The sequence below is a fragment of the Longispora urticae genome (genome assembly GCF_053902585.1).
Genome location: NZ_JAQZSH010000049.1, coordinates 25,906 through 52,249, shown reverse-complemented (window position 1 = coordinate 52,249; position 26,344 = coordinate 25,906). Strand labels below are relative to the sequence as shown.

At 72.5% G+C, this 26,344-nt stretch carries 26 protein-coding genes; 12 read left to right on the top strand and 14 right to left on the bottom strand.

Annotation, left to right across the window (positions count from 1 at the left end):
- Positions 1–4: 4 nt before the first annotated feature.
- The 4 genes from PT931_RS33495 to PT931_RS33480 all read left to right on the top strand — a co-directional run bounded on the left by PT931_RS33495 (position 5) and on the right by PT931_RS33480 (position 3,628).
- Complete coding sequence (locus tag PT931_RS33495) at positions 5–1,336, top strand: (5-formylfuran-3-yl)methyl phosphate synthase (RefSeq protein ID WP_456249723.1); 1,332 nt, start codon at positions 5–7, stop codon at positions 1,334–1,336.
- 11 nt (positions 1,337–1,347) lie between these two features.
- A complete protein-coding gene (locus PT931_RS33490) occupies positions 1,348–2,205 on the top strand; it encodes a hypothetical protein (protein WP_456249722.1) in 858 nt (285 codons plus the stop codon).
- Positions 2,202–3,068, top strand: a complete 867-nt coding sequence (locus tag PT931_RS33485; RefSeq protein WP_456249721.1) for a hypothetical protein — start codon at positions 2,202–2,204, stop codon at positions 3,066–3,068. Before PT931_RS33490 ends, PT931_RS33485 begins: the two co-directional genes overlap by 4 nt.
- A 191-nt stretch (positions 3,069–3,259) precedes the next feature.
- The gene (locus PT931_RS33480; RefSeq protein WP_456249720.1) at positions 3,260–3,628 is read left to right on the top strand and encodes a hypothetical protein; all 369 of its coding nucleotides are present in this window, start codon (positions 3,260–3,262) and stop codon (positions 3,626–3,628) included.
- A 150-nt stretch (positions 3,629–3,778) separates the two neighbouring features.
- Here the strand turns inward: PT931_RS33480 and PT931_RS33475 are convergent, their stop codons facing one another.
- The 4 genes from PT931_RS33475 to zwf all read right to left on the bottom strand — a co-directional run bounded on the left by PT931_RS33475 (position 3,779) and on the right by zwf (position 8,404).
- Complete coding sequence (locus PT931_RS33475; protein ID WP_456249719.1) at positions 3,779–4,147, bottom strand: hypothetical protein; 369 nt, start codon at positions 4,145–4,147, stop codon at positions 3,779–3,781.
- Positions 4,148–4,397: 250 nt separating this feature from the next.
- Positions 4,398–5,015: a bifunctional 4-hydroxy-2-oxoglutarate aldolase/2-dehydro-3-deoxy-phosphogluconate aldolase gene (locus tag PT931_RS33470; protein WP_456249718.1), complete on the bottom strand. Its 618-nt coding sequence runs from the start codon at positions 5,013–5,015 to the stop codon at positions 4,398–4,400.
- 132 nt (positions 5,016–5,147) lie between these two features.
- The gene (edd, locus tag PT931_RS33465; protein ID WP_456249717.1) at positions 5,148–6,944 is read right to left on the bottom strand and encodes a phosphogluconate dehydratase; all 1,797 of its coding nucleotides are present in this window, start codon (positions 6,942–6,944) and stop codon (positions 5,148–5,150) included.
- The gene (gene zwf, locus PT931_RS33460) at positions 6,941–8,404 is read right to left on the bottom strand and encodes a glucose-6-phosphate dehydrogenase (protein ID WP_456249716.1); all 1,464 of its coding nucleotides are present in this window, start codon (positions 8,402–8,404) and stop codon (positions 6,941–6,943) included. Before zwf ends, edd begins: the two co-directional genes overlap by 4 nt.
- Before the next feature lie 146 nt (positions 8,405–8,550).
- Between zwf and PT931_RS33455 the strand changes: the two genes are divergently transcribed.
- A complete protein-coding gene (locus PT931_RS33455; RefSeq protein WP_456249715.1) occupies positions 8,551–9,747 on the top strand; it encodes an ROK family transcriptional regulator in 1,197 nt (398 codons plus the stop codon).
- Between the two features lie 43 nt (positions 9,748–9,790).
- On the opposite strand, the gene PT931_RS33450 is transcribed toward PT931_RS33455, so the two are convergent.
- Positions 9,791–10,279 carry a hypothetical protein gene (locus PT931_RS33450; RefSeq protein WP_456249714.1) on the bottom strand — a complete coding sequence of 163 codons (489 nt, stop codon included), beginning with the start codon at positions 10,277–10,279 and terminating at the stop codon, positions 9,791–9,793.
- 49 nt (positions 10,280–10,328) lie between these two features.
- Between PT931_RS33450 and PT931_RS33445 the strand changes: the two genes are divergently transcribed.
- From PT931_RS33445 to PT931_RS33435, 3 genes are all read left to right on the top strand, one after another.
- Complete coding sequence (locus PT931_RS33445; protein WP_456249713.1) at positions 10,329–10,925, top strand: LemA family protein; 597 nt, start codon at positions 10,329–10,331, stop codon at positions 10,923–10,925.
- 3 nt (positions 10,926–10,928) lie between these two features.
- On the top strand, positions 10,929–12,854 hold the full coding sequence (locus tag PT931_RS33440; RefSeq protein ID WP_456249712.1) for a M48 family metallopeptidase: 1,926 nt from the start codon (positions 10,929–10,931) through the stop codon (positions 12,852–12,854).
- Positions 12,855–12,972: 118 nt separating this feature from the next.
- Positions 12,973–13,449, top strand: a complete 477-nt coding sequence (locus PT931_RS33435) for a CinA family protein (RefSeq protein WP_456249711.1) — start codon at positions 12,973–12,975, stop codon at positions 13,447–13,449.
- 11 nt (positions 13,450–13,460) lie between these two features.
- Here the strand turns inward: PT931_RS33435 and PT931_RS33430 are convergent, their stop codons facing one another.
- Both PT931_RS33430 and PT931_RS33425 read right to left on the bottom strand, forming a co-directional pair.
- Positions 13,461–14,396: an endonuclease/exonuclease/phosphatase family protein gene (locus PT931_RS33430; RefSeq protein WP_456249710.1), complete on the bottom strand. Its 936-nt coding sequence runs from the start codon at positions 14,394–14,396 to the stop codon at positions 13,461–13,463.
- Positions 14,397–14,398: 2 nt separating this feature from the next.
- Positions 14,399–14,845, bottom strand: a complete 447-nt coding sequence (locus tag PT931_RS33425) for an HIT family protein (protein WP_456249709.1) — start codon at positions 14,843–14,845, stop codon at positions 14,399–14,401.
- 76 nt (positions 14,846–14,921) lie between these two features.
- On the opposite strand from PT931_RS33425, the gene PT931_RS33420 reads away from it, so the two are divergent.
- Positions 14,922–15,500 carry a helix-turn-helix domain-containing protein gene (locus PT931_RS33420; RefSeq protein ID WP_456249708.1) on the top strand — a complete coding sequence of 193 codons (579 nt, stop codon included), beginning with the start codon at positions 14,922–14,924 and terminating at the stop codon, positions 15,498–15,500.
- Here PT931_RS33420 and PT931_RS33415 read toward each other — a convergent pair.
- The 3 genes from PT931_RS33415 to PT931_RS33405 all read right to left on the bottom strand — a co-directional run bounded on the left by PT931_RS33415 (position 15,490) and on the right by PT931_RS33405 (position 17,931).
- Positions 15,490–15,963 carry a Rieske 2Fe-2S domain-containing protein gene (locus PT931_RS33415; protein WP_456249707.1) on the bottom strand — a complete coding sequence of 158 codons (474 nt, stop codon included), beginning with the start codon at positions 15,961–15,963 and terminating at the stop codon, positions 15,490–15,492. The two genes, PT931_RS33420 and PT931_RS33415, sit on opposite strands and share 11 nt — an antisense overlap.
- Before the next feature lie 182 nt (positions 15,964–16,145).
- Positions 16,146–16,778 carry an alpha-ketoglutarate-dependent dioxygenase AlkB gene (locus PT931_RS33410; RefSeq protein ID WP_456249706.1) on the bottom strand — a complete coding sequence of 211 codons (633 nt, stop codon included), beginning with the start codon at positions 16,776–16,778 and terminating at the stop codon, positions 16,146–16,148.
- A 4-nt stretch (positions 16,779–16,782) separates the two neighbouring features.
- Entirely contained in the window at positions 16,783–17,931 is a 1,149-nt protein-coding gene (locus tag PT931_RS33405; RefSeq protein WP_456249705.1) for a methyltransferase, read from the bottom strand.
- 154 nt (positions 17,932–18,085) lie between these two features.
- On the opposite strand from PT931_RS33405, the gene PT931_RS33400 reads away from it, so the two are divergent.
- Positions 18,086–18,751, top strand: a complete 666-nt coding sequence (locus PT931_RS33400) for a nucleoside/nucleotide kinase family protein (protein ID WP_456249704.1) — start codon at positions 18,086–18,088, stop codon at positions 18,749–18,751.
- 179 nt (positions 18,752–18,930) lie between these two features.
- On the top strand, positions 18,931–19,503 hold the full coding sequence (locus PT931_RS33395; protein WP_456249703.1) for a carboxymuconolactone decarboxylase family protein: 573 nt from the start codon (positions 18,931–18,933) through the stop codon (positions 19,501–19,503).
- Positions 19,504–19,545: 42 nt separating this feature from the next.
- Here the strand turns inward: PT931_RS33395 and PT931_RS33390 are convergent, their stop codons facing one another.
- From PT931_RS33390 to PT931_RS33375, 4 genes are all read right to left on the bottom strand, one after another.
- Complete coding sequence (locus tag PT931_RS33390; protein WP_456249702.1) at positions 19,546–20,475, bottom strand: hypothetical protein; 930 nt, start codon at positions 20,473–20,475, stop codon at positions 19,546–19,548.
- A 158-nt stretch (positions 20,476–20,633) separates the two neighbouring features.
- Complete coding sequence (locus PT931_RS33385) at positions 20,634–21,650, bottom strand: enediyne biosynthesis protein (protein ID WP_456249701.1); 1,017 nt, start codon at positions 21,648–21,650, stop codon at positions 20,634–20,636.
- Positions 21,647–23,623, bottom strand: coding sequence for a CRTAC1 family protein (locus tag PT931_RS33380; protein ID WP_456249700.1), 1,977 nt, complete (start codon positions 23,621–23,623; stop codon positions 21,647–21,649). The genes PT931_RS33385 and PT931_RS33380 overlap by 4 nt, the downstream gene beginning before the upstream one ends.
- Before the next feature lie 499 nt (positions 23,624–24,122).
- Positions 24,123–24,758: a MerR family transcriptional regulator gene (locus PT931_RS33375; protein ID WP_456249699.1), complete on the bottom strand. Its 636-nt coding sequence runs from the start codon at positions 24,756–24,758 to the stop codon at positions 24,123–24,125.
- 704 nt (positions 24,759–25,462) lie between these two features.
- Here PT931_RS33375 and PT931_RS33370 point away from each other — a divergent pair.
- The gene (locus PT931_RS33370) at positions 25,463–26,248 is read left to right on the top strand and encodes a helix-turn-helix domain-containing protein (RefSeq protein ID WP_456249698.1); all 786 of its coding nucleotides are present in this window, start codon (positions 25,463–25,465) and stop codon (positions 26,246–26,248) included.
- Positions 26,249–26,344 lie beyond the last annotated feature (96 nt).

Here is a 26,344-nt window from a genome sequence, read left to right as displayed (position 1 = left end):
CGACATGCCCAACCGCAAGGTGCTCGTCAGCGTGTTCAGTCCGCAGGAGGCCCGCGAGGCCGTCCTCGGCGGCGCGCGGATCGTCGACAGCGAGGATCCGCGCAGCGCGCTCGGCACCATCAAACCCCGCCAGATCATGGCGATCAGCGACTCCGTGCTCAACCACGCCCGCGGCCTCGACGTCCAGCTGTCCACCAACATCGGCGAGGACCAGCTGCTGTTCAAGCGCGCCGCGGACGGCCGGGCGCTGCAGAAGTCCCCGTACGAGATCGCCGGCAAGGCCGCGCAGGCCGCCCTCGGCGTCACGGTCGCCATGGGACACCGCGTGCACCCGTGCCCGATCGTCAAGGTCGGCCTCGACGGGATGGACGTCGGCGTCCTCACCGACGTGCTCACCGAGGTCGTCGCGACCCTCGACCGGACCGAGGCGCACTGCCACACCCAGGTGATGTCCGTGCTGTTCGCCCAGGACCTCGACCTGTGGGCGGCGCGCCGGACCCTGCCCGGGGTCCGCCGGGCCCTCGTCGCGCTCCGCGAGTTCCACCCCGCCGACGCCGGCCCGGGGGTCTTCGACCTGTGCGGGTACGCGGTCGGCACGCTCCGCGACGCCGACGGGAAGGTGCTGTTCACCGACCCCGGGCAGGTGGACCTCGACTCGCTCAAGGACAAGGGGGTGCTCCCCGAGGACGCCACCCACACCCGGGTCGCGCTCACCGAGCTGTACCCGCACTCGCGGTTCGGGCTCGGTTCCGGGCGGCGCACCGACCGGGAGGCGATCCGCCGGATGGTCGACGCGACCGCCCGGGCCGGCGCCGACGCGATGATGCTCGACACCAGCGTGCTGCTCAAGGTCGCCCGGGTCGGACTCGTCTCCGCCGCCGACAGCCCCGACCTCGTCGCCTTCGAACCGCTCGACGTGGACGCGGCCGGGCTGGACCGCCGGGGCGTGCTGTCCGTGGCCGACATCCGGTTCTTCGTGGACTACTGCCACCACCGGGGGCTGGAGGCCAACCTCGCCGGCTCGATCACCAGCTACCAGGCCCAGCAGCTCTGGCGGCTCGTCCCGCACGCCGACCACGTGTCCACCCGGGGCGGGGCCTCGGCCGTGCAGGTCGACCCGGCCGCGCCCACCGGGGGCGGCGAGGACTCCCGGCTGGCCAACGTGATCAGGCGCGACCTGGTCCGCGGGTACGTGCCCCCGGAGCAGAACGGGCACATGTGCCTGCCCGAGAAGGCCAAGGGGTCGGCCGGGCCCCTGGTGGCGGACCTGCGCCACCGCTACCCCGACCTGCCGTTGTACTGGGCCGACCGCGAGGGCCGGCTGACCGAGGTGTGAGGAGAGTCCCCGTGTCCACCGCAGACCTGAAACCGCCGCAGGGCGACCCGAGGGTTCCGCCACTCGCGGCCGCGCACGCCGACGGGTACGTCCGCGCCGCCTACGACCTGGCCGCCCACACCTGGGGCATCCCGAACAACCTGGTCCGCACCATGGGCTGGCTGCCCGCGCTGGCCACCACGGAGGTGCCCTACGCCAACTCCTTCATCTTCGACGACGGCCCGCTGGCCCGGTGGCCGTCCCCCGCCGACCCGTCCGCCCGGACCCTGCTGCCGTACGCGGGGTTCGTGGACCGGGTCACCAAGGAGCTGCTGATCAACCTGGTCAGCCTGCTCAACCGCAGCCGGTACTCGATCACCCACCACACCGTCATCGGGTACGCGACCCTGACGGCGGCCGGCGAACCCGCCGAGGAGATGCTGCTGCACCTCGTCGACTCCACCGGGAAGCCCGACTTCGAGGCGCACCAGGAGCACTACCGGGACCCGCACCTGCACGCGCTGCGGTTCGCGCTCGCCGCGCACACCGACCCGCACGCGGTCACCGACGAGCAGTTCGCCGCCCTGCGCGCCGTGCTGCGCGACGAGGCCAAGGGGCGGATCGCGGGCGGGCCGCTCGGCGGGGAGCCGGGGACGTCGACCGAGGAGTACCTCGACACGTGGGTCAACGGGGCCCTCGTCGAGCTGACCTGGCTCGTCCTGCACTTCGACGGGCTGCTCAACCACTGGTTCACCCTGCTGCGGGTGCACGACGAGACGAGTGTCGCCGCCGACGGCATCGACTTCGTCGCGCACTACAACGCCACCGTGCCGGAGCGGCTCAAGGTCCGCAACAACAACCTGCTCGGCCCGACCGGATGGGGGCGATGAGAATGACCGCGACCCTGGAGACCGTCACCGACTTCCCGGTGCCCGCCCGGAAGATCATCCGGTTCAGCTGGCAGACCGGCCCCTGGTTCGACGTCTTCCAACGCCAGGTACTGCTCATCCAGGACGACCTGGCCCGGGCCCGCGCGGGCGACCGGCTCGTCGCCTACCTGAGCTGCCCGGTCAGCCCCCGGGGCGGCGGGCACCCCGGCACCAACGTGGCCGTCGCCGCGCACACCGCGCGCCGGCTGGCCGCCGACCTCGGCGAACGGTTCCACGTGCTCAACCCGGCGGCGTACCAGCTGGAGTCCGCCGAGGGCCGCACCACCCTCGCCCGACACGCCGCCGACCTGGGCCTCGACCTGGCCGCGCTGGAGGCCGCGGCGAGGCCGAAGGGCGGGGACTACATGCGGATGTGGACCCGGGTGCTGGTCGAGGACGACGGCGAGCAGCTCGGGGCCCGGTTCGACGCGGTGCACCTGCTGGGGCCGTCGGACGTGCGGGACTTCTTCCTGCGCGGCGCGCCCGGCCCGCTCATCCCGGCCATCGAGGAGTACTTCGCCCGCCGCTACGCCCTCGACCCGGACTTCCGCGCCGATTTCGAGACCGTGCCGCCCACGGACCCGCAGTGGGAGGCCAGGCGCACCGCGTTCGTGCGGTACTACGCGGTGCGGGCCGGGGCCGCCTACAGCCTCGGCAGCCACGACGAGTGGAACATCGCGGTCCGGCTCAACGCGGCCCGGCGGGACGAGTCGACCGTGTTGGGGCCCGGGGCGGGGCAGCAGATCGCGCTGGTGTTCGACGGGCGGCAGGTGCCGCCGGGCTCGGCCGAGACGGAGACGACGCCGGGCTACGAGGTCGTGTAGCCGGCCGCGCGCCGAGAGGGCCGGTCGCCATCCGCGGCCGATCCTCCGTGCGGGACCGACCGGCCCCGGGGCGCGATCCATAACCGTTCCGCATGCATGCCTGTCTTGGACACGCGGTAAGGCTCGGGGTGACGGTGGGTGTCGAGGCCGGGACGCAGGGTGCGGATCCGGGAGCCACGAAGGAGACCGAGATGAACACGAAGCTCAGGAACGGATTGGCCGTCGCCGGGATCGCGGTGGTCGGGATCGTCGGCATCGCCCTCCCCGCGTCGGCCAACGACGAGAAGCCGTTCACCGGCGCCGGGTTCTGCGGCTGGGACCCCGGAACCGACGGGGGCACCTACGGGCACGCCTACGGCCACGCGAACGTCCGCAGCGGCCCAGGCTCGAACTGCGACCGGCGCGGCGGCGCGGAACCGCAGGACACCCTGCACTACCGCTGTTACGCGGCGGCCGCCGACGGCTCGACGTGGACGTACGTCACCGACGAGCGCACCTGGCTCACCGGGTGGATCAAGGACACGTACCTGTCCGGCGGGGGTTCCTACACCCACTGCTGACGGGTACATCGGGGGAACGGGCTCCGGCCACTGCCGTGTGGGGTGGCCGGAGCCCGCTGCCGTGCGATACCGGGCGGTCGGGGGCACGGCCGCTGCGCGGTGGCCGTGCCCGCGACGCCGGGTGCGTCAGTCGAGGTCGGGCGGGAGGGCTCAGCCGCAGGCCGCGGTGAAGGGGTACCAGCCCGCACCGGCACTCGTGCCGCCGACCCGGTAGGTGTTGGTGGCCGTGCCGGCGCAGGTGTAGGTCGCCTCGCCCCAGCCGCTGGCGACGATCGTCCAGGTGCTGGTGCCCGGGTTCAGCCGCTGCACGGAGGCGTACGCGCTGATGACCTCGCCCCAGCAGATCTGGTCGGCCTCGGCGACGACCTGGCCGCCCGACTGGTGGATCTGGTAGTACTTGGGACCGTTGCAGGAAGCCGCCTGCGCCGGGGCGGCGAGGCCCACGAGGCCGGCGGTCGCGAGGGCGGAGACGGCGGCCGCGGCGAGGAGCCGGCGGGCGCGGGGCAGGGAACGGGTCATGTGTCCTCCGTCGAAGTGGGGATTCCTGACTACGGAACCTATCCACCCAACGGCATCCGTGAGTCTCACGACAGTCTCACAGTCTTTTGTGGACTGTGGTGCCGTCACCGGTCGCGTCCCGCACACGGCCCGCGCGGTCCCGTGACGGCTGGCCCGGAAATCGCCCTGCCGGCACCGGATCCTGGCCGCCCAGCCCGGATCAGGGCCGACCCGCCCGGATCAGGGCCGCGGCCCGGCCGTCCCGTTCAGGTCAGGGCCGCAGCTTGGCCGCCCCCGCCGCGAGGTCGCGCACCGCGTCCCAGTCGCCGGCCGCCAGCAGGTCCGCCGGGGTCAGCCACGAGCCGCCCACACAGCCCACGTTCGGCAGCGCCAGGTACCCGGCCGCCGAGTCGACCGTGATGCCGCCGGTCGGGCAGAACCGCACGTCGGGCAGCGGCCCGGACAGCGCCTTGAGGTACGGCGCCCCGCCGGCCGCCTCCGCCGGGAAGAACTTCAGCTCGGTCAGCCCGCGCTCGACGGCCGCGAGGACCTCGGACACGGTGGCGACCCCGGGCAGGTACGGCAGCCCGGAGTCGGCCAGCGCCGCGTGCAGGTCCGGGGTGGCCCCGGGGCTGACCAGGAACCTCGCCCCGGCGGCCACCGACGCGGCGACGTGCGCGGGCGTGGTGACGGTGCCGACGCCGATGAACGCCTCCGGCACCTCTGCCGCGATGGCGCGTACCGCGTCCAGGGCGGCCGGCGTGCGCAGGGTGATCTCGATGGCCGGCAGGCCCCCGGCGACGAGGGCCCGGGCGAGCGGCACGGCGTGCGCGGCGTCGTGGATGACCACGACCGGGATGACGGGCGCGAGGTCGAGAATCGAGGTCATGGTTCCCCTGTCGGGCTCGGTGTGTTCGGTGGTCAGGCTAGGCCGGGGAGCGAGCGTCGTGGCTCCGGCGCGCGGGCCGGCGAGCGGCTCCCTGGCGACGGGGCCGACCATCGCGTGGCGGCCCCGGCGCGCTCAGAAGATCGTGGCACCCCGGTCGGCGGGCCCGACCAGGGCACGGAAGCCGGCGAACAGCTCCCGGCCGGTACCCCACGCGTCGGTCTCCTTGGGGGAACCCTCCGGGGCACGGCCGGTGAGGTCGGCCAGCACCTCGACGGTCCCGGCGTCGGCGTCGAGCCGGACCAGGTCGCCGTCGCGGAGCAGGGCCAGCGCCCCGCCGTCGGCCGCCTCCGGGGTCACGTGGATCGCGGCCGGCACCTTGCCCGAGGCGCCGGACATCCGGCCGTCGGTGACGAGGGCGACCTTGAGGCCCCGGTCGAGGAGCACGGCCACCGGCGGGGTGAGTTTGTGCAGCTCGGGCATGCCGTTGGCCTTCGGGCCCTGGTAGCGGACCACGATCACGGCGTCGGCGGTGAACTCGCCCCGGTCGAACGCGGCGAGGAAGTCCGCCTGGTCGTCGAAGATCCGCGCGGGGGCCTCGACGATCCGGTGCTCGGCCTTCACGGCGGACACCTTCATCACGGCCCGGCCGAGGTTGCCGGCGAGCATCCGCATCCCGCCGTCAGGCGCGAACGGGTCCCCGACGCCGCGCAGCACGTCCTTGTCGCCGGACTCGGCGACCCCGTCCCGCCAGACCAGCGTGTCCTCGGCGAGGAACGGCTCGGCCAGGTAGTTGTCCAGGCCGTCGCCGGCGACCGTGCGCACGTCGCGGTGCAGCAGGCCGGCCGACAGGAGTTCGCGGATCAGCAGGCCGATGCCGCCGGCCGCGTGGAAGTGGTTCACGTCCGCCGCGCCGTTGGGGTACATCCGGCTGAGCAGCGGCACGACCGCCGACAGGTCGGCCATGTCGTCCCAGGTCAGCTCGATCCCGGCGGCGGCGGCCATCGCGACCAGGTGCATCGTGTGGTTGGTCGAGCCGCCGGTGGCCAGCAGCGCGACGACCCCGTTGACGACCGCCTTCTCGTCGACGACCTCACCGATCGGGGTGTAGTTCTCCCCCAGCGCCGTCAGCGACACCACCCGGCGCGCGGCCTCGTCGGTGAGCGCGTCCCGCAGCGGGGTGCCCGGGTTGACGAAGCTCGACCCCGGCAGGTGCAGGCCCATGACCTCCATGACGAGCTGGTTGGAGTTCGCCGTGCCGTAGAACGTGCAGGTGCCGGCGGAGTGGTACGACTGCGCCTCGGCCTCCAGGAGCTCCTCCCGGCCGACCAGCCCCTCGGCGTACTGCTGCCGGATCCGCGCCTTGGCCTTGTTCGGCAGGCCCGAGACCATGGGGCCGGCCGGCACGAACACGGCCGGCAGGTGCCCGAAGCTCAGCGCGCCGATCACGAGGCCGGGCACGATCTTGTCGCACACGCCCAGGTACAGCGCGCCGTCGAACATGTCGTGCGACAGCGCCACGGCCGTGGCCATCGCGATCACGTCCCGGCTGAACAGGGACAGCTGCATGCCGGCCCGGCCCTGGGTCACCCCGTCGCACATCGCCGGCACGGCCCCGGCGACCTGCCCGGTGGCCCCGACGGTCCGCAGCGCGGCCTTGAGCCGGGGCGGGTAGGACTCGTACGGCTGGTGCGCCGACAACATGTCGTTGTACGCGGTGACGATGCCGATGTTGGCGCGCGGGGTGCTGCGCAGGACCAGCTTGTCCTCGGGTCCGCAGGCCGCGAAGCCGTGCGCGAGGTTGGCGCAGCCCAGGTCGCCCCGGGCGGGGCCGGTGAGGGCGGCGGCCCGGATCCGGCTCAGGTAGTTGGCTCTCTTCGTGGCCGACCGAGCGATGATGCGGCGGGTCACGGCGTCCAGGACGGGGTTCACGTGGATTCCTCCTCGTGCCAGGTGCGGCCGTCCCTCTCGATGAGGGCGATCGCGGCGGCGGGGCCGGAAGAACCGGCGGCGTAGGGCTTCGGGCCGACTGCGTCGGCGGCCCAGGCGGCCAGGATCGGCTCCGTCCACGTCCACGCGGCCTCGACCTCGTCGCGGCGCATGAACAGGGTCGGGTTGCCGCGCACGATGTCCATCAGCAGGCGCTCGTACGCGTCGGGGGTGCGGGTCTTGAACCGTTCGGAGAACTGCAGGTTGAGGCTGGCGTCGTGGGTCCGGTACCCGCCCGGGCCGGGCTCCTTGGTCATCAGGTGCAGCCGGACGCCCTCGTCGGGCTGCAGCCGCAGGACCAGCCGGTTCGGGGACAGCGGCGGGCCGTCCGCGCCGAAGATGGAGTGCGGGACGGGGCGGAACTGGACCACGATCTCGGAGCTGCGCCGGTCGAGCCGCTTGCCGGTGCGCAGGTAGAACGGCACGCCCGCCCAGCGCCAGTTGTCGATGCCGACCCGCAGGGCGACGAACGTCTCCGTGGTACTGGGGGCGCCCAGCTCCTCGGTGTAGCCGGCCACGGCCGCGCCGTCGACCGCCCCGGACCGGTACTGCCCGCGCACCACGTCGCCCGGCGCGGTGTGCCGCAGGGCCTGGAGCACCTTGAGCTTCTCGTCGCGGACCGCGTCGGCGTCCACGCTCGCGGGCGGCTCCATCGCGACCAGGCACAGGAGCTGGAGCAGGTGGTTCTGCACCATGTCCCGCAGCGCGCCGGCGTCGTCGTAGTAGCCGCCCCGGCCGCCGACGCCCAGGTCCTCGGCGACGGTGATCTGCACGTGGTCGATGGAGCCCGACCGCCACAGCGGCTCGAAGAGCATGTTGGCGAACCGCAGGACCAGGAGGTTCTGGACGGTCTCCTTGCCCAGGTAGTGGTCGATCCGGTAGATCTGGTGCTCGGCGAACACCGCGCCGACCTCGTCGTTGATCCGACGGGCGCTGGCCAGGTCCGTGCCGATCGGCTTCTCCAGCACGACCCGGGACTTCTCCGTGATCAGGCCGGCCTCGGCGAGGTTGCGGCTGACCGGGCCGAACAGCTTCGGCGCGCAGGACAGGTAGAAGGCCCGCACCTTGTCGTCGGCGCCGGCCAGGACATCGGTGAGCACCTGGTACGCGTCGAGGTTGGTGACGTCGAGCTCGCGGTGGTGCAGGCGCTCGCGGAACGCGGCCCAGGCGTCGGCGTCGAACGTGCCGGGCGGCAGGAAGGCGCGCACCTCGGCGTGCACCTTGTCCCGGTAGTCCTCGTCGGACAGCCCCGCGCGGGACACCGAGACGATCCGGGTGTCGGGGGTCAGCTGGCCGTCGCGGTCGCGCAGGTAGAGGGCGGGCAGCAGCTTGCGGAACGCGAGGTCCCCCGTGCCGCCGAAGACCACGAAGTCACAGGCGGCGACCGGTGCGCTCTGATGCATGAAAGGAGCCTTTCCCAAGCAGGTTCAAGCAACCCTAGGCAGAAGTTCGGTCTCAATGCAAGCGTAGTTTCGTATCGTGAAATGCAGAAGCCTCCGCAGTATCGACACTTTGACGTACGCAAGTCCGAATGGTTAACTCTCGTCTCATGGCCCGGTCTCCGATCGCCCCCGCCCCCGCGAGCGCGGGAGACGTCCTGCGCCTCGTCCTCGCCGGCGACGCCGACACCCGCGGCGACATCGGCCGGCTCACCGGGCTGTCCCGCACCGCCGTCACCGCCCGGGTCACCGAACTGCTCACCCGGGGCCTGCTCGTCGAGACCACGGTCGGCCCGTCCACCGGGGGCCGACCGCCCGTCCGGCTGTCCTTCAACGCCGCCGCCGGGGTCGTCCTGGCCGCCGCCGTGGGCGTCACCCGCACCCAGTTCGGGGTGTACGACCTGGCCGGCGACCCCTGCGCCGAGGACTCCGGCCCACTGGACGCGACGAAGGGCCCCGACGCGGTCTTCGACTGGCTGCTGGACCGGTGGCGGCGGATGCTCGCCGAACTGGGGCGCGCCCCCGGGGACGTGCGCGGCGTGGGCCTGGCCGTCCCGGCGCCGGTGAACGTGGCGACGGGGCGGACCGGTACCCCGCCGACGTTCGCGGGCTGGGACGACGTGGACCTGGCCGCGCCGTTCGTGGCCGCGTTCTCCGTTCCCGTCGTGGTCGACAACGACGTGAACGCGATGGCCGTCGGCGAGCACTGGGCCCGGCGCGCCGACGGCATCACCGACCTGCTCGCCGTGAAGGTGTCCGCCGGGATCGGCGCGGGCGTGGTGGCCGGCGGCGTCCTGCAACGCGGCGCGATCGGCGCGGCCGGCGAACTGGGCCACATCCGGGTCGAGAACGGCGGCGGCGTGCCCTGCCGGTGCGGCAACACGGACTGTCTGGAGGCGGTGGCCGGCGGCTCGACCCTCGTGCGGCGGCTCGCCGACGACGGGTTGCCCGTGCGCACCGTCGCGGACCTGGTCTCCATGGTCGGCGACGGCAACCCCCGGGTCGTGCACGCGGTCCGGGACGCGGGTCGCCGGCTCGGCGAGGTCCTCGCGGCGGCCGTGAACATCCTCAACCCGGCCGTCGTGGTCCTCGGCGGCGACCTGGCCCGGGCGTACGAGCCGCTCGTGGCCGGGGTGCGCGAGACGGTCTACCAGCGCGCGGCGGCGTACGCGACCCGGCGGCTGGAGATCGTGCCGAGCCTGCTCGACGAGCGGGCCGGGCTGGTCGGGTGCACGGTGCAGGTGCTCAGCCGGGTGCTGTCGGCGTCGGCGGTGGACGCGGCGGTCGCGGGCCGGCAGGCCCCCTGACAGACCCGCACCGGCGGGCGGGTCACCCCGGCGCCACCGGGTCCTAGCAGGCCGCCGTCCGGTACGCCGTGTAGGCCGCGCGCACCCCACCCAGCGCCGTGACCAGGTCGTTCGCGTTCGCGTCGCCCACGCTCCCCGCGAGGGCCGTGTCCGCGCTCAGGGCCGACACCTTCTTGTTGTACTCGTCCACCGCGTCGGCGAGGGCCTTCACCGGCCCCTCGGCACCGTGCGTCCGGACCGTGCCCGCGAGCCCCTTGCCGCCCGAGGCGAGGGTCCGCACCGCCGGGGCGGCCAGGGCCTTCACGGCCGCCGCGTCCGCCGGCAGTCCGATGCCCCACCGGGTGTACGCGGCGGCGATGTCGTCGCACGCGGACATCGTCGGAGTGGGGGACGGCGCCGCGACCGGAGCCGGCTTCGGGGTGCCGGTGCACGCGGCGAGGAGCAGCGGGAGCGCGAGGGTGGCGAGGACCCGACGGAGGAGCATGCGGGGAGCCAACACGGACGCGGCCCGGTACACAATGATGGTCGTCACTGTGTCGGAAACTCGATAAAAGGTCCCATATGGGATGCATCATGAGGGCATGGGGCTGCTCATCACTGTCATCTGCCTGGTCGTCGTCGTCCTCGTCGTCGTCGGCTACGCCGTGGGCGTCTACAACGGCCTGGTCCGGGCGCGCAATGCCTACAAGAACGCGTTCGCGCAGATCGACGTCCAACTCAAGCGCCGCCACGACCTGATACCCAACCTGGTCGAGGTCGCCAAGGGCTACATGAAACACGAACGCGAGACCCTGGAGGCGGTGATCGCGGCCCGCTCCGGGGCGGTGAGCGCGCAGACCCGGGCCGCCGCCAACCCCGGCGACCCGGCCGCGATGGCCGAACTCGCCGGGCAGGAGAACATCCTCAGCCAGACCCTCGGCAGGCTGTTCGCGCTGGCGGAGGCCTACCCGGACCTCAAGGCCAACCAGAACATGATGCAGCTGTCCGAGGAACTCGCCTCCACCGAGAACCGGGTCGCCTTCGCCCGGCAGGCCTACAACGACGCCGTGATGGCCTACAACAACAAGCGCGAGGTCTTCCCCTCCAGCGTGCTCGCCGGCATGTTCAACTTCGCCCCGGCCGCGCTGTTCGAGGTCGACGAGCCGGGCGAGCGCGAAGCGCCCAAGGTCCAGTTCTAGAGCATGAACTTCTTCGAGCGCCAGCGGCACCTGCGCCGGATGTCCGTCCGGCTGGTGCTGCTGTTCGCACTCGCCGTCGTCGCCATCGTCGTCGTCGTGGACCTCGCCGTCGTGCTCGCGATGGGCGCGTTCGACCAGCCGCTGTCGCAGATCACGGGCCTGGTCGTGGTCAGCACCGTGGTCACGGCCGCCGGGATCGGGCTGGCCACGCTGTACCGGATGGCCACCCTGCGCGGGGGCGGCGGCAAGGTGGCCCGCGAACTCGGCGGCGACTACGTCCCCCACGACACCACCGACCCGCGGCTGCGCCGGCTCCGCAACGTCGTCGAGGAGATCGCCATCGCGTCCGGGGTCGCCGTGCCCGAGGTGTACGTGCTCCAGAACGAGTCCGCGATCAACGCCTTCGCCGCCGGCTGGTCCACCTCGGACGCCGCCGTCGCCGTCACCCGCGGCGCGCTGGAGACCCTCAACCGCGACGAGCTCCAAGGCGTCATCGCCCACGAGTTCAGCCACGTCGTCAACGGGGACATGCGGCTCAACATCCGCCTGATCGGGCTGCTGTTCGGCATCATGTTCCTCGCCCTGGCCGGGGAGACGATGCTGCGGGCCGGCGCGTTCGGCCGGTCCCGGGACGAGAAGTCCGGCGGCAACCCGCTGCCCCTGATCGGGATCGCCCTCGTCGTGGCCGGCTACGTCGGGGTACTCGCCGGCCGGCTGATCAAGGCGTCGGTGTCCCGGCAGCGCGAGTACCTGGCCGACGCCGCCGCCGTGCAGTTCACCCGCCAGACCAGCGGCATCGCCGGCGCGCTGAAGAAGATCGGCGGACTGCCCGCCGGGTCCCGGCTCGGCGCGCCGAAGGCCGAGGAGGTCGGGCACATGCTGTTCGGCACCGGGTCGAAGAGCCGGGCGTCGTGGTTCGCGACCCACCCGCCGCTGGCCGAGCGGATCCGGGCGCTGGACCCGTCGTTCGATCCGGCGCAGCTGGCGGCGCTGGCCGAGGGGTGGGCGCAGTCGCCGCCGGACGGGATGCGCGAGGACCTGACGATGGGACTGACGGGGCACGCCGCCCCGGGACCGGTGCGCGAGGCGGGGGCCACCGCCGGGGACGTGGTCGTGGCCCGGGTCGCCTCGCCCGACGCGAACTCCTACCGGCACGCCGAGGCGTTCCTGTCCCGGATCCCGGAACCCTTCGCGGCCCGGGCCCGCAGCGTCGACCGGGTCGTGCCGCTGGTGCTGGGGCTGCTGCTGTCCGCCGATCCGGGGGTACGCGCCCGCCAGCACGCCGACCTCGTCACCCGGTACGGCCGGGCCCTCGCCGACGCCGCGTGGGCCGAGGGCGAGGAGCTGACCGGCCTGCCGGCGGTGCTCCGGCTGCCCCTGGCCGAGCTGGCGTTCCCCGCGCTGCGGCACCGGACCACCGAGGACCAGAACGCGGTGCTCGGCGCGGTGTACACCCTGGTCAACGCAGACGGGAGAACCAGCCCCTTCGAGTACTGCCTGTCGCGCATGCTGCACCGCCACCTCTACGAGGCCCTGCACCCGAAGCCCCGGTGGACGACCCAGCTCCCGCTGACCCGCGCCCGGCACGAGGTGTCCGTACTCCTCGCGGTGCTGGCCCTCTCCGGGCAGTCCGGCGCGGCGGCCGACCGGGCGTACCGCGCCGGCATCGCCCTCGCTCTCCCCGACGCCCCCGCCACCCGGCCGGAACTGACCGCCGGGGTCCTGGACCTGGAGGACGGGTGGGCGGTGCTCGACCGGCTCGACCCCGGGGCCAAGGAGACCCTGGTCCGGGCCGCCGTCGCCGTGATCAGCGAGGACGCGGTGGCCCAGGTGACGGAGATCGAACTCCTCCGGACCATCTGTGCCCTCCTGCACTGCCCGCTCCCCCCGCTGACCAGCCTCCCGGCCCGCCTCCCGGACGTGCCCTAGGCGCCAGACCCGGCCCCGGGCCGCCCGCGGGCCGTGTTCCGCCCGCCGGCGGCCCGGCCCAGGAGATCCGTCGGCCAGGGTCCCGGGCCTCGTTCCCCGGGCGCTCTAAGGTGGGACCGTGGATCCCCAGGACGTCGTCGCCGCGCTGCTGACCGCGCGCGGGCTCACCCTCGCCACCGCCGAGTCGCTCACCGGCGGCCTGCTCGGCGGCCGGATCACGTCCGTCCCCGGGGCGTCACGGTTCTACCGGGGCGGCGTCGTCGCGTACGCCACCGAGGCCAAGGAGCACGTCCTCGGCGTGGACGGCGGACTGCTCGCCGCGCACGGCCCGGTCAGCCACCCGACGGCCGTGGCGATGGCCGTGGCCGCCCGGCAGCGGTTCGGCGCCGACTACGGGCTGTCCACCACCGGGGTCGCCGGCCCTGCCGAACAGGACGGACACCTGGTCGGCACCCTGTTCGTGGGCGTCTCCGGGCCGACCGGCGACCGGGCGGTCGCGCTGCGCGGGACGGCGACGGGCCGCGAGGCGCTCCGGGACTGGGCGGTGCGCGAGGCCCTGCGCGCCCTGGCCACGGACCTCGACCCGCCGCGCTGAGCGCCTTCGGGTCAGAGCCTGATGTGCGCCGCGACCGGAACGTGGTCGCTGGTGGTCGCCGGTAGGGACCACAGGGACGTGACGGTCGCCGTCCGGGTCAGGATGTGGTCGATCCGGGCCACCGGCAGCGCCGCCGGCCAGCTGAACGGGAACGCCGGACCCGGCGCGCCCATCCGCGAGCTGACCGGCGCGAGCCCCCGGTCGTGCACTGTGCTGTTCAGGTCGCCGAGCAGGACCACCCGGCGCACCGGTTCGGCCGCGAGCGCCGCGCCCAGCAGGGCCGCGCTCTCGTCGCGCCGGGCGGACCGCAGACCGTCGGCGCCGAGGCGGACGGAGGGCAGGTGGGCCACGTACACGGCGAGGTCGCCCTTCGGGGTGGCGGCGGTCGCCCGCAGGCCGCGGTTCCAGTCCGCCCCGAGGCCGGCCGGCCGGATGTCCACCGGCCGCACGTCCGTCAGCGGGTACCTCGACCACAGGCCGACGGTGCCGACCAGCGCGCGGTGCGGGTACGCCGGGTCCAGGACCGCCGCGTAGGCCGACAGGGCCGGGGGCACCAGTTCCTCCAGCGCGACGAGGTCGGCACGGGCGGCGAGCAGGGCTCCCGCAGTACCCGTCGGATCGGGGTTCTCGTCGTCGACGTTGTGCTGGACCGCCGTGAGATCGTGCGCCCGGGAGCCGTCGGGCAGCAGGTCGCCGCCGAAGAGGGCGAGCCAGGCGGTGACGGGCAGGGTCAGCGCGGCCAGGGCGCCGCCGGACCGGCGCACCACCGCCACGACCAGCAGCGCGACGACGGCCAGACCCAGCCACGGGAGGTACGTCTCCAGCAGGCTGCCCAGGCGGCCGATCCGGTTGGGCACGGCCCCGTGGAGGACGAGCAGGGCCGCGACCAGCACGGCGAGGAGCGCCGGGACCCGCCCCCGGGACCAGGACCAGGTCCGTCGTGCCATCGTCAGGCGGGCCGGCCGGCCAGGGCGGCGCGCAACGCGAGCGCGGTCCGCTCCGCCTCGGCCGCCGTGCACGCGAACTTGTGCGTCCGGGCCAGGAACGCCGGCCCCACCGGCTGGTCCGGCCGCCACGGCAGCACCCACACGTGCAGATGCGGGGTGAACGCCGCCGACGCCCACGTGTACACCCGCTCCGCCCCGACGACCTCCTTCACCACCCCGGTCAGCAGGCCCAGCACCGCCCCGTAGCCGGCCGCCTCGGCCGCGTCCAGCTCGGACACGTCGAGCACGTGCCGGCGGGACTCGAGCACCACGAGCCCGGCCGGGCCGAACTGCGCCGGCGCGTGCCCCGCCCGCCAGTGCGCGTCCTCGTACAGCCAGCCGCCGGGCGGAGCGTCCGTGCCCCGGTCGTCCGCGCAGAACCAGCAGCCGTCCCCGCTTGTGTCCGTCATGACTTCCTCCACAGAATGTGCGCGACGGCGTTTATCGCAGCATGGGACGAGCTGTTTCAACAAGGGAGTCGCACCGATGAACCGGGCGCTGTTCGACGTGGCGGTCACGCTGCTGGAGAAGCACGGCTGGGAGGCGCTCAACCTGGACCGGATCGCGGAGGCCGCCGGCGTCTCCCGGGCCACGGTGTGGCGGCACGGCATCACCCGCACCACCGTGGAACGCGAACTGCGCCGGCAGCTCGCCGACGACTACCGCACCCTGCTGTGGCCCGCGCTGACCATGCCGGGCACCGGGGCCGACCGGCTGGCCGCCGCGCTGGACGCCCTGTGCGCCGTGTGCGACCGGCACCTCGCCCTGCTCGCGCACTCCGAGATGTTCCTGCACGACGCGGAGGTGGTCGACGAGGGCGAACAGGTCGACCTGCTGGCCCCGATCGTCCGGATCCTGGAGGACGGGATGGCCGACGGCAGCCTCGCACCGGTCGAGGAGCCGTGGCCGTACGCGGTGGTGCTGTTCAACACCGTCACCCTGCCGTACGTGCACATCCGGGTGAAGCACGCCGAGTACGGCTGGACGGCCGAGCGGGCCCGGGCGTTCGTCCTGGGCCTGGCCGCCGACGGCTACCGGCCCAGGAACCGCCCGCTCAGGCCCTGACGACGTCGCCCCCGACCACCTTCACCGCGATCGCGGACAGTCCCCGCGCGGCCGGCCCCTTCACCAGCGACCCGTCCTCCGCCTTGAACTGCGAACCGTGGTTCGGGCAGGTGATCACGCCCTGCTCGGGGGCGTCCACGATGGTGCCCTGGTGGGTGCACCGCGCGTTGAACGCCTTCACGACGCCGGCCTGGGGCTGGACCAGCAGCACCGAACCGACGAGCTTGCCGCCGCCGACCGGCACGTCCGCGACCTTGGCCAGCACGCCCGCGTCGGGGGCCGCCGACGTCGGCGCGGCCGAACCACCCGGCTGGGCGTTCGCCGACGTGCTCGGCTTCGGGTCGGTCGGCGCGTCGGAGGCCGTGCCCCCGCAGGCCGCGAGCACGGCTGTCGCGCCGACCGCACCCGCCCCGACCAGCACCGCGCGCCGGCACAGCGCCGGGGTCGTGTCCAGGGTTGTCATTGTCCGCTCCGATCGACGAGGGGCCTCTCCCCCGGCACTACGCACCGCGTCCCGCGACGGTTCACCGAAACCCCGAAAAACTTCCGACGGGTACGACCGCCCGGGCGCTCCCGGGCCACGCGCGTCCCCTCGGGCACGGCCGAGCCACGCGGGGTGGCCTGACCGGCTGGCCGATCCGCGGGTCAGGACACCCCGGCCGTGCGGAACTGGACACTCACCCGCGGCCCGACCGGCCGGTTCGTCTTCGGCACCGCGTGCTCCCAGGTCCGCTGGCACGAGCCGCCCATCACGACCAGGTCGCCGTGCCCGAGCGCGAACCGGACGCTCTCCCCGCCGCCGCGCGGCCGGAGCAGCAGCGCGCGCGGCGAGCCGAACGACACGATCGCGACCATGGTGTCGCTGGTCGACGCCCGGCCGTTGAGGTCGCCGTGCCAGGCGACGGAGTCGTTGCCCGTCCGGTACAGGCACATGCCGGCGGAGACGAACGGTTCGCCGAGCTCGGGGGCGTAGTGCTCGGACAGGGCGTCGCGGGCCCCGGTGAGCAGCGGGTGCGGCAGGGGCTCGTCGCCGCCGAACCAGCGTTGCAGGCGGGGGACGTCGACCTCGCGGTCGTACATCGTCCGGCGTTCCTCCCGCCAGGCGACGTCGTGCAGCAGGGTGGTCAGGACCTCGTCGGAGCCGCGCGCCCAGCCGGGCAGGTGGTCCACCCACGCGCCCAGGGTCAGCGGGTGCCGCCGGACGGCCGCGAGCTCGCCGAGCCCGGGGCCCCCGGGGGCCAGGTCGAGGATCGAGGGCTGGAAGGAGTACGAGGTCACGCCGCTATCTTAGTACATCCGTACGAACGGCGCGCAGGATCACGAACTTCGGGTTGCTGGCGACCAGGTCACACCGGCCGAAGAGCTTGCGGAGCTTCACGTGGTACCCGAGGTGCCGGTTGCCCACCACCCACAGCTCTCCCCCGGGGCGCAGGGCCGCGCGTGCCGCGGTGAACATCCGCCACGCGGTCGCGTCGCCGGTGGCCTGGTGCACGTGGAACGGCGGGTTGTTCAGGACCAGGTCGACACTGGCGGGCGGCTGGCCGGCGAGCCCGTCGCGTACCAGAAAACGGGTATTGGCCTGGGGTGCGTTGGCCCGCACGGTGGCCTCCGCCGACGCCACCGCCTGGAAGGACTCGTCGACGAACGTCACCTCCGCCGCCGGGTTGCCGAGCGCGGCGGCCAGCCCGACGACCCCGTTGCCGCAGCCCAGGTCCACGACGTGCTCCGGGCCGGACCGCACCGGCAGGTGCTGGAGGAGGAACCGGGTCCCGATGTCGAGCCGCTCCGCCGAGAACACCCCCGCGTGGTTCGTCACCGTCAGCCCCGAGACGGCGCCCACGTCGGCGGGCAGCGCGTGGGTCCGGGGCCACGGGTTGGCCGGCCGGACCAGGGCGGGATCCGGCACGCAGTGGATCAGCCGCGCCTTGCGCTCGGCCAGGGACGTGCGGGTCGGCCCGAGGATCCGCTCGAACAGCTCCAGCGTCGAGGTGTGGATCTCCTTGACCATGCCCGTGCCGACGACGACCGTGCCGGCGTGCGTGGCGGGCGCGAGCCGGTGCAGCTGGTCCTCCAGCAGGGCCAGACTCCTGGGTACCCGCACCACCAGCACGTCGATCACGTCCGGCGGCACGTCCCGGGTGGTCAGCAGGCGCACGTCGTCCGGATTCGCCCCGGCCCGGCGCAGGTTCTCCCGGGTCGCCTCCATGGCGAGGTGCGAGTCGGTGACCAGGGTCGGCCGGTACGCGGCCAGCGCCGTGGTCAGCGCGCCCCACCGGTCCCCCAGCACCACCACGGCCCCGGACAGGTCCACCCCGCCGAGCTCCCGCAGCGCGTACTCGTCGGCGGCGTCCCAGGCGCGCAGGTCCGCGCGCGGGTCGACCGGGAAGCGGACGAGGTCGAGCTCGCCGGGCGGGGTCAGCAAACGGTTCATCGAGGTCACAAGGTATCGGAGCGGGCCGGACGGGACGCGGCCGGGCCGGGGGTCCGGCGCGGCGGCGTCGTGGGGTGGCACGCGGCACGCCGCGAATCGCGTCCTAGGTTGCTAGGTGACAGGGTCGGACGGCCCGCGCCGTTACGGTGGTGCGATGACCGAGACGACGCACGCCACCGTCGGGGAACTGGTCGACCGGGCCCGCCGCCTGGCCGCGACCGGCGGGCGTCGACTGCTCGGCGTCACCGGACCGCCGGGTGCCGGCAAGTCCACGCTCGCCGAAGCCCTGGTCGCGGCACTGGCACCGCACCCGGACCCGGGGGAGGCCGTGCCCGGGGCCGTGCTCGTGCCGATGGACGGCTTCCACCTGGCCGACGTCGAGCTGGCCCGGCTGGGCCGCCGGGACCGCAAGGGCGCCCCGGACACGTTCGACGGCGCGGGGTTCGTCGCGCTGCTCGGCCGGGTGCGCGCCGATTCCGGGGACGTCGTGTACGCCCCGGCGTTCGACCGGACGCTCGAGGAGCCGGTGGCCGGTTCGATCCCGGTGCGGCCGGGCACTCCCCTGGTGGTCACCGAGGGCAACTACCTGCTGGTGGACGAGGGCCCCTGGTCGGCGGTCCGGGGTCTGCTCGACGAGGTCTGGTACCTCGACGTCGACGAGGAGGTCCGCCTCGACCGGCTGGTGGGCCGGCACGTCGCGTTCGGGAAGAGCCGGGCGGCGGCCCGGGACTGGGCGCACGGCAGCGACGGGCGCAACGCGGCCGTGGTCGCCGCGACCCGGGCCCGCGCGGACCTCGTCGTCCGGGTCACCCCGGGCTGACACCACCGTCGTCGAGCGGGCGGCGCGCGGCGTCGTTCCCGACAGCGGTCACCCCCGGCGGACGTCGGCCCGACCCGACACGCCGCCCGGAGCGGGCCGCCGGCCGCGGAGGTGGCGCCGGCAGCACCGGATCCGGGAAAATGTGCCCCTGCCGTCCATCTACTGTGGAGCGTGACCGCATGGCGCACATCGATCTCGGCCTCGACGAGACCCAGTTCCCCGGAATCAACGGTCCGATGCGGTTCCGGCCGGAGACGGCCCGGCCCCTCAACGATCTCGCGGAGGCGCTGCTGCGCGGCCCGCATTCCATGACCCCGGGCGAGCGGGAGCTGATCGCCGCCTACGTGTCCGGGCTCAACGAGTGCCGGTTCTGTTGCGCGTCGCACTCGGCGTTCGCGGCGGTCCAGCTGCCCGAGGGCATGCCGCTGGTCGACCAGGTGCGCGCCGACCTGGACTCCGCGAAGGTGACCGGGAAGATGCGGGCGCTGCTGCGGATCGCCGGCGCGGTGCAGGAGTCGGGGCGGAAGGTGACGACGGCGCTGGTGGAGGCTGCCCGGTCGGAGGGCGCGACGGACATCGAGATCCACGACACGGTCCTGATCGCGGCGGCGTTCTGCATGTACAACCGGTACGTCGACGGGCTCGGCACCCTGTACATCGACGACTCGGACCGGTACCTGCAGGCCGGGCACCGGATCATCGAGCGGGGCTACGTGTACGAGGCGACGCCGGTACCCGGGGAAGCGGTCTGACCGGGCCGCCCCGCCCACCGCGACGGTGGGCGGGGCGGTCGCCTAGCTGTTGTACGGCATCGTCGGGAACCACCCGAACCCGAAGATCGCCGGCACCCGCACGCCCCAGTACACGACGGTGAACACGCCCAGCGCGATCAGCAGCGACGCGGTGACCACCATGGTGCGGCGCGGGCTCGCGGCCAGCCAGCGGAGGAACCCGCCCCGGCTGGCGACCACGAGCAGCGCGAAGATCGCCACGACGATCGCGATGTTGCCGAGCGACTGCAGGACGAAGGCCGCCGCGCCGTAGAGGGGGTTGCCGGTGTCGGCGGCCCAGTGGAAGAGCTTGTTGAACAGCGGGTACGGCCGGCCGATCAGGAAGCCGCCGATCAGCGCGCCGAGCGTGACGACCCGGGCGACGGGCCGGTCGCGGAACGGGTCCGGGAGCACCCGCAGCGCGGCCAGGCCCAGGTAGACCAGCGCCAGGCCGATCACGACGAACACGACCTCGGACTGGATGATCCGCACGGGGACCGCGCCGACCTTCTCGGTGGACAGCTGCGGCAGCCGGTCGCCGAGCAGGACGCCGACGAAGCCGTAGACGGCCGACACGGTCACCATGCCGAGGGTGAGGAAACCGACCGGGCGCAGCAGGGTACGGACCCCGGCGGTCCGGTCGGCGGCGCTCACCTGACTCATCGGCCCCACGGCGGCGGCCATCGCGATGTTGCAGGCGGTGAAGGTGCCGGCGAGGCCGGAGACGAACGCGAAGAGCAGGCCCGCGAAGGTACCCCCGATGGCGGTGCCCTTGGCGTCGTGGCCGAGCAGGGTGTTGGCGACGTTGTCGCCGATGACGGAGTCGACGAACTCGTACGACCAGAGCACCGCCAGCAGGATGCCGGCGGCGACGCTGAACAGGAGGATCCGGCCGGTGCGGGGCGGCCGTTCGGTGCTGGCGGGCGGGATCGCGGTGCTGGGGGACGCGGTCACGCGGGTCTCCTTCGGTCAGGGGAAGGGAGCGTCGACTCCCTTGTGGACAGTGGGTGGAGCCCGAGGGGCGGGTCTCGGACGGAAACGGGAGAACGGCTGGACGGGCCCCGCGCGCCCGAAGGCGACGCGGAGCCCGTCCAGCCGGTGGTGGCTGCCGGTCAGGTGGCGGGTAGCGACGCGGGTGCGCGCCCCCGCTCCCGGAAGGACTTGATCCACCAGAAGGCGCCCCGGATGGCACATACGATGCAGACGGCGAAGAACAGGGTGTACACGACATTGAACAGCATCAGTACGCCGTACACCATGGCCACGCTGGAGCCGAACATGAACTGCATCTTGCCGCTCGACGGCGTCGTACCCGGGTCGGTGATCATGTAGTTGGTGAACAGCACGAACGCGACCCCGGTCATCGGGATGATCGCCGCCCACAACCCCACGTCCCAGATCCAGTGCCGCAGCAGGGCCTGGATCACGAACCCGCCGACCCAGCCGACGATCAGCGGGACCTTCTTGGTGAGCATCGTGTTCAGCACGGTCCCGGCGGTGATGATGACCAGCGGGATCACGATCCGGATCACGTCGGGCACGTGCTCGGTGAACTGGTACGGCGGCGCGATGTTCACCCAGGAGAAGGCGAGCAGCGTGACCGTGATGCCGAAGTTCGACGGGTTCATGAAGTGCCGCATCCGGCCCTTGATCGGGGCCTGGAGGACGAACTTGGCGCCGATCGACACCACGATGGCGAACGCGATCGGCCAGTACAGGGTGTTCGCGTACAGCAGCATGTTCGCCGCCAGGGCCGTGATGTGCGCGGGGAGCAGGAACGTGTACATCCCCCACACGCCGTGGCCGGAGTAGCCCGGCGGCCGCTTCTGCGCCCAGGCGGCGACCCGCTCGAAGAGCATCTCGGCGGAGTACCCGATCATGAGCCCGAAGATGGGCCACAGCCACGGCTGCTCGAACCCGAACACGGTGTACCCGAGGATGTTGAACACGCTCATCGACATCGCGAAGTTCCGCAACGCCAGGTACCGGGGATCCCGCTTGTCGATCCTCGGCGGCCGGGTGTCCCTGGGCGCCTCGACCGCGCGGGCCCGGCCGTTCTGGGTGGACGGGGCGACGGCGACGGCCGTCCGGACGGCGTCGGTCCGGTCGACGGGTCTGACGTCTGTCATGACACCTTCACCTCCTGGGCGGTGGTGGTCAGCATGAAGTCGTGCCAGCCGGCGGCCAGGTCCAGCGCCTGGGTGTGCGTGGCACCGTTGAGGTCCCTCCAGGTCAGGTCCGCGGCGACCGGCTTGTCGCCCGCCTGGCCGAGCCCGAAGTAGACGTCGAAGCTGCGCTTGCCGGAGTGGCCGCCGCCGCCGTCGAGCTGGGCGATCTGGGTCCGCCCGTCGGCCGTGCGGATCCGCACCTGGGCCCCGTAGGCGGGGCTGCCGGGGGCGCCGGGGGCCGCGCCGGCCGCAGGGCGGTGCAGGCGCAGGCCGAGGAAGTCGCCCCGGCCCGGGTTCATGTTGCAGTAGAAGACCGGCGGGCCCCACTGCCGCGCGACCGCGAAGTCCTGGGAGCCGTCCCCGCTGGTGTCGGCGACCGCGATGCCCCGGGTGGGGATCGGGGCGTCCATCCCGAGCTCGGAGGTCAGGTTCGCGTACCGCCCGTTGGCCTCGCGGACCCAGAAGGCCATCGGGTGGTCGCCCGCGATGTCGTCCCCGGGACCGGCCTTGGGCCACATCGCCGGCTCCTGGAGCATCAGGTCGTTGCTCATCGCGAGTTCCTGCAGCCAGTTCCACCGGTTGATGTCGCCCTTGACGAACCCGGTGGCCTGCACGACGCTCAACCGGCCGCTGTTGTCGAAGTCGGCCATCTTGGCGTCCCAGCCCCAGCCGACCCAGGCCATGTTGGTCTCGGCGGCCGCGTTGTCGAACGGCGCGACGTGGTCCTTCAGCTTCTTGCGCGCCTCGGCCGGGCTCGCCGCCGTGTTCTTCCAGACGAAGTTGCTCTCCTCGATGCCCCACGAGGTGGTGATGTTGCTGACGAACATGTCGAACCTGCCGGTGCCGTACAGGTCGCCGAAGTCGATCGACATGCCCTTGAAGGAGTCGTGCCCGACCACCAGCGACTTCGGGGTGAGCGCGCCACGCCGCCCCTCGGCCAGCTCGAAGCAGATCTTCCCCGGCGTCGAGACGTTGTGGAAGAACCGGTCGTTGCCGAAGTCGTTGGCCAGGTACAGCTCCGGCAGCAGGTCGCCGTCGAGGTCCGCGGACGCCGAGCCCAGGGTCCAGCCGGTGGCGTACCGCGGCTCGATCGCGGGCTGCTCCTCGAACGTCGCCGACGGGACGCTGTTCGGGCCGGCCGGGGTCGAGGAGACGCCGCGCAGGATGTGCGCGCCGCCCGCGTTCTGGGCCCGCGACATCGAGTGGTTCATCTGGACGCCCTTGAGGCCGTCCGGGTCGAGGACCGCCGTGTCGGGGAAGTAGTTGAACACCCCGAGGTCGACCCGCCCGTCACCGTCGAAGTCGGCGACCGCCACGGCGTTGGTGTTCCACAACGGGCCGCGGTACCTGCCGTCGGCGCCCGAGCCGTTCGGGATCAGCTCGGTCGGCTTGTAGATCCCGGGGCTGAGCGGTTCGCCCTTGGCGCAGTTCAGGAACAGCACGGGGGTGCGGCCCCAGTAGTAGACCAGCAGGTCCATCCAGCCGTCGCCGTTGTAGTCGCCGGGCACGCAGCCCATCGGCGCGACGGCGTGGGTGGTGGGCAGCGGGGCCGGGTTCAGGGCGAACGGCGGGTAGGTCTGCGCGCTGTCCGGGGACGGCGTGACGACGACCGTGTCGCTGCGGGTGTCCACGAGGCACAGGTCGTTGGCCGAGCCGCCCCGGTCCAGGTCGTTCACCGCGATGGCGGCGCCGACGGAGGACACCCACGCCCGGATGTGCTCGTACTCGGGGTTCACCTTCCGGATCGAGTTGTCCGGCAGGCCCGGGGGCAGCGCGATCGGGAGTTCCTTGAAGTGGAACCTCGACGCCAGCGACGACCGGGTGTCGGCCGAGGCCTCGGGAAGCTGGGCCGCCACGTACAGGGCACTCACCAGTGAGAGCACCAGGACGGCGGGTAGGAGTCGGCGGAACAGGCCGACGGGTTGCGCTGGCATCGGTCCCCCTCGTAGTGGGAAGGCACGGAGAATCACCCGGCGACCGGCGCTGGGGCCGGTACCGGGAAAACAGTGGGAGATAAACGTCGCGCGGAACCGGTCCGGATTCCGTGGCGAACCACGGACTACCGCAATCCCGGTCCGGCACCGACGCGCCGGCACGACGGGCGGAGCGGAATTCCATCCCGATCCGGTCGACAATTGTGTCGACGTGCGGAACGACGTGTGAACGAAAAGAAAGAATGCAGAGGGGCCACAGGGGATCCGGGTACGCGACCCGAATGTTTCGGATCTGTTTCCGCGACTCCTCTCCCCTAGTCCGTAGCACCCCCGGCGCTGTTTCTCTCGACCTTCGACATCGTCGCGTTCTGCGGCGTGTCCTGTCTTCTCAGAACGTGCTCAATGCCCGTTGTGCGTGCTCGGACGGCAACACGGAAGAGGGTTCCGCGCACATACGGCAGTGGTGCCGCGGCACAGGAAAAGAACGGTCCACAATTGGTTACCCGTCAGTAACGCCGAGGCCTTCCCCGTCGCGCCGCGCCAGGAGGTGCTCGAACGCCATCCTGCGCATCACCGCGAAGGCCACCTCGAACAGGACGGTCCGGGTGACCAGCTCCTGCGCGCCGGGGGGCATCGCGTCCAGCTCGCGCGCCGCGACGTGTTCCGCGGCGCGCGCGTACGGCAGGAAGACGTCGGCGACCTCGCTCGTGCACCCCAGGTCCCGCAGCGCCGCGACCACCTGGGCGAGCGCCGTGCGGCCCGGGGCGTCGTCGCCCACCCGCCAGCCGACGCCCTCGATGAAGCCGTCGATCTGGGTCCGGGCCCGGTCGACCGAGGCGGTGTCCGTGGAGACGGCCTGCTGGGCGCAGAGCGCGCCGTTGAGCACCTGGTAGAGCTCGCGCTGCTCAACGCCACAGTCGTCGATGGCGGCGAGCACCTCGCGCACGGCCGCCAGGCTCATCATGCCGATACCGGTCAGCGTCCGGATCAGCTTGATCCGGGTCAGGTGCGACTCGTCGTAGTCGGCCTGATTCCGCGCGGTGAGCGTCCCCGGCGGCAGGAGCCGCTCACGGAGATAGAACTTGATCGTCGCAACAGGCACGCCGCCCCGCCTGCTGAGACTGGATATACGCATAGATCCCCATGAGTGTGCTCGCGGCGACGGAAATGAAGCTTTGCACAGAGATCATACCCCCGACAAGGGCCTCCGATCGTCTCTTGTGGACCCCGGTTGAAGGCCCGTCCACCTCGGCTAACTCGACACTCAAGACATTTGCGCTATGTCAGTACAGGGCATCACATCGCCGGACAGGGAACACGGAGCGTGGGGCCCGACACGGCGTCGGAAACGCCGCCAGCTCCCATCACCACGCTTGGTAGTCGCCGGCCCACAATCATTCTTCACTTTCTGTTGTGGACCCGGAAAATGGATAGCAGGAATCGCCAACACCTTATCGTCGCGATATTGCCCTTTTTTCGCGCCCCGCCAAACGTCCACTCCGTTTCCGCAGGTCAACGTCGCGACCTTCGGCACGCGTCCGGAACGCCCTCTCAAAAGCCCGCTTCCCAGTAGTCCGAGCATTGCTCAACGCAACGGGCTGAGTTAGCATCGGTGTCTGTCCCTATTGGACTGTTAAGGGTGCGAGGAACCGAACCGTCACGACTTCGGAACGAGCCGGAGGTCTGTGCCGGGCAGAAAGGGACTTCCACGTTCCGGGCAGGTAAGTAACGCGTAAATGAATGACGGTCCGCATGGACGGTCGGATACGTGGGTCGGGGAAGCCAGGTACCACAGTACGGCGTCAACTCGCACGAAGACACTGGCATCAGGAGGCGGAAATGGAAAACGCAACCGAACGGGCCGTTGAGCGAGTAGTCACCACGATGCGCGACAAGCTGGGCGAGGAACTGACGATCGACGACATGGCCAGGGTGGCCATGTTCAGCAAGTTCCACTTCTCGCGGATCTTCCAGCGCATCACCGGGGTCTCCCCGGGCCGCTTCCTGTCGGCGCTGCGGCTCCAGCAGGCCAAGCAGCTGCTCACCTCGACCTCGTTCAACGTGACGGAGGTCAGCCTGCGGGTCGGCTACTCCAGCGTCGGCACGTTCAGCTCCCGGTTCACCAGGAGCGTCGGCCTGTCCCCCACGACCTACCGCAGGGCCGGCGGCTTCGTCCCGAAGCTCGTCGTCGACAACACCGTGGACCCCGCCGGACCTTCCTACGGCACGGTGCGGGGCACCGCGTGGGCCGACACCGACGACCACAAGCTCGGCCTGGTCTTCGTCGGGCTGTTCCCCGGCCGGATCCCCGAGGGCCGGCCCGTGAGCTGCGTCGTTCTCGACGGTCCGGGTGACTTCGTGCTCGACCGCGTGCCGGCGGGCCAGTGGTTCCTCCTGTCGCACTCCGTCGCGGACGACCCGGACGAGCGCATGGTGCCGCACCCCTCGGCGGGCGATCATCAGACCGTCTTCGTCGGATCGAAGGGCCCGCTGACCGTCGAGCACGACAGCGACCTGAAAGGCATCGATTTAGAGTTGCGACTCGCGCGCTCGTTCGACCCACCGGTCCTGCTGGACCTGCGCACCTCGGCACTGAACCGGCTGGCCCAGCAGGAGGCCGCCTGAGCATGGCGTCCCGCGAGCAGTCTCCTAGTACGTCCGCGGTCGCGGTGTCCGGCGGGTCCCGAGAGGCACCCACCGGGCACCGCGACCCTGTGTGCC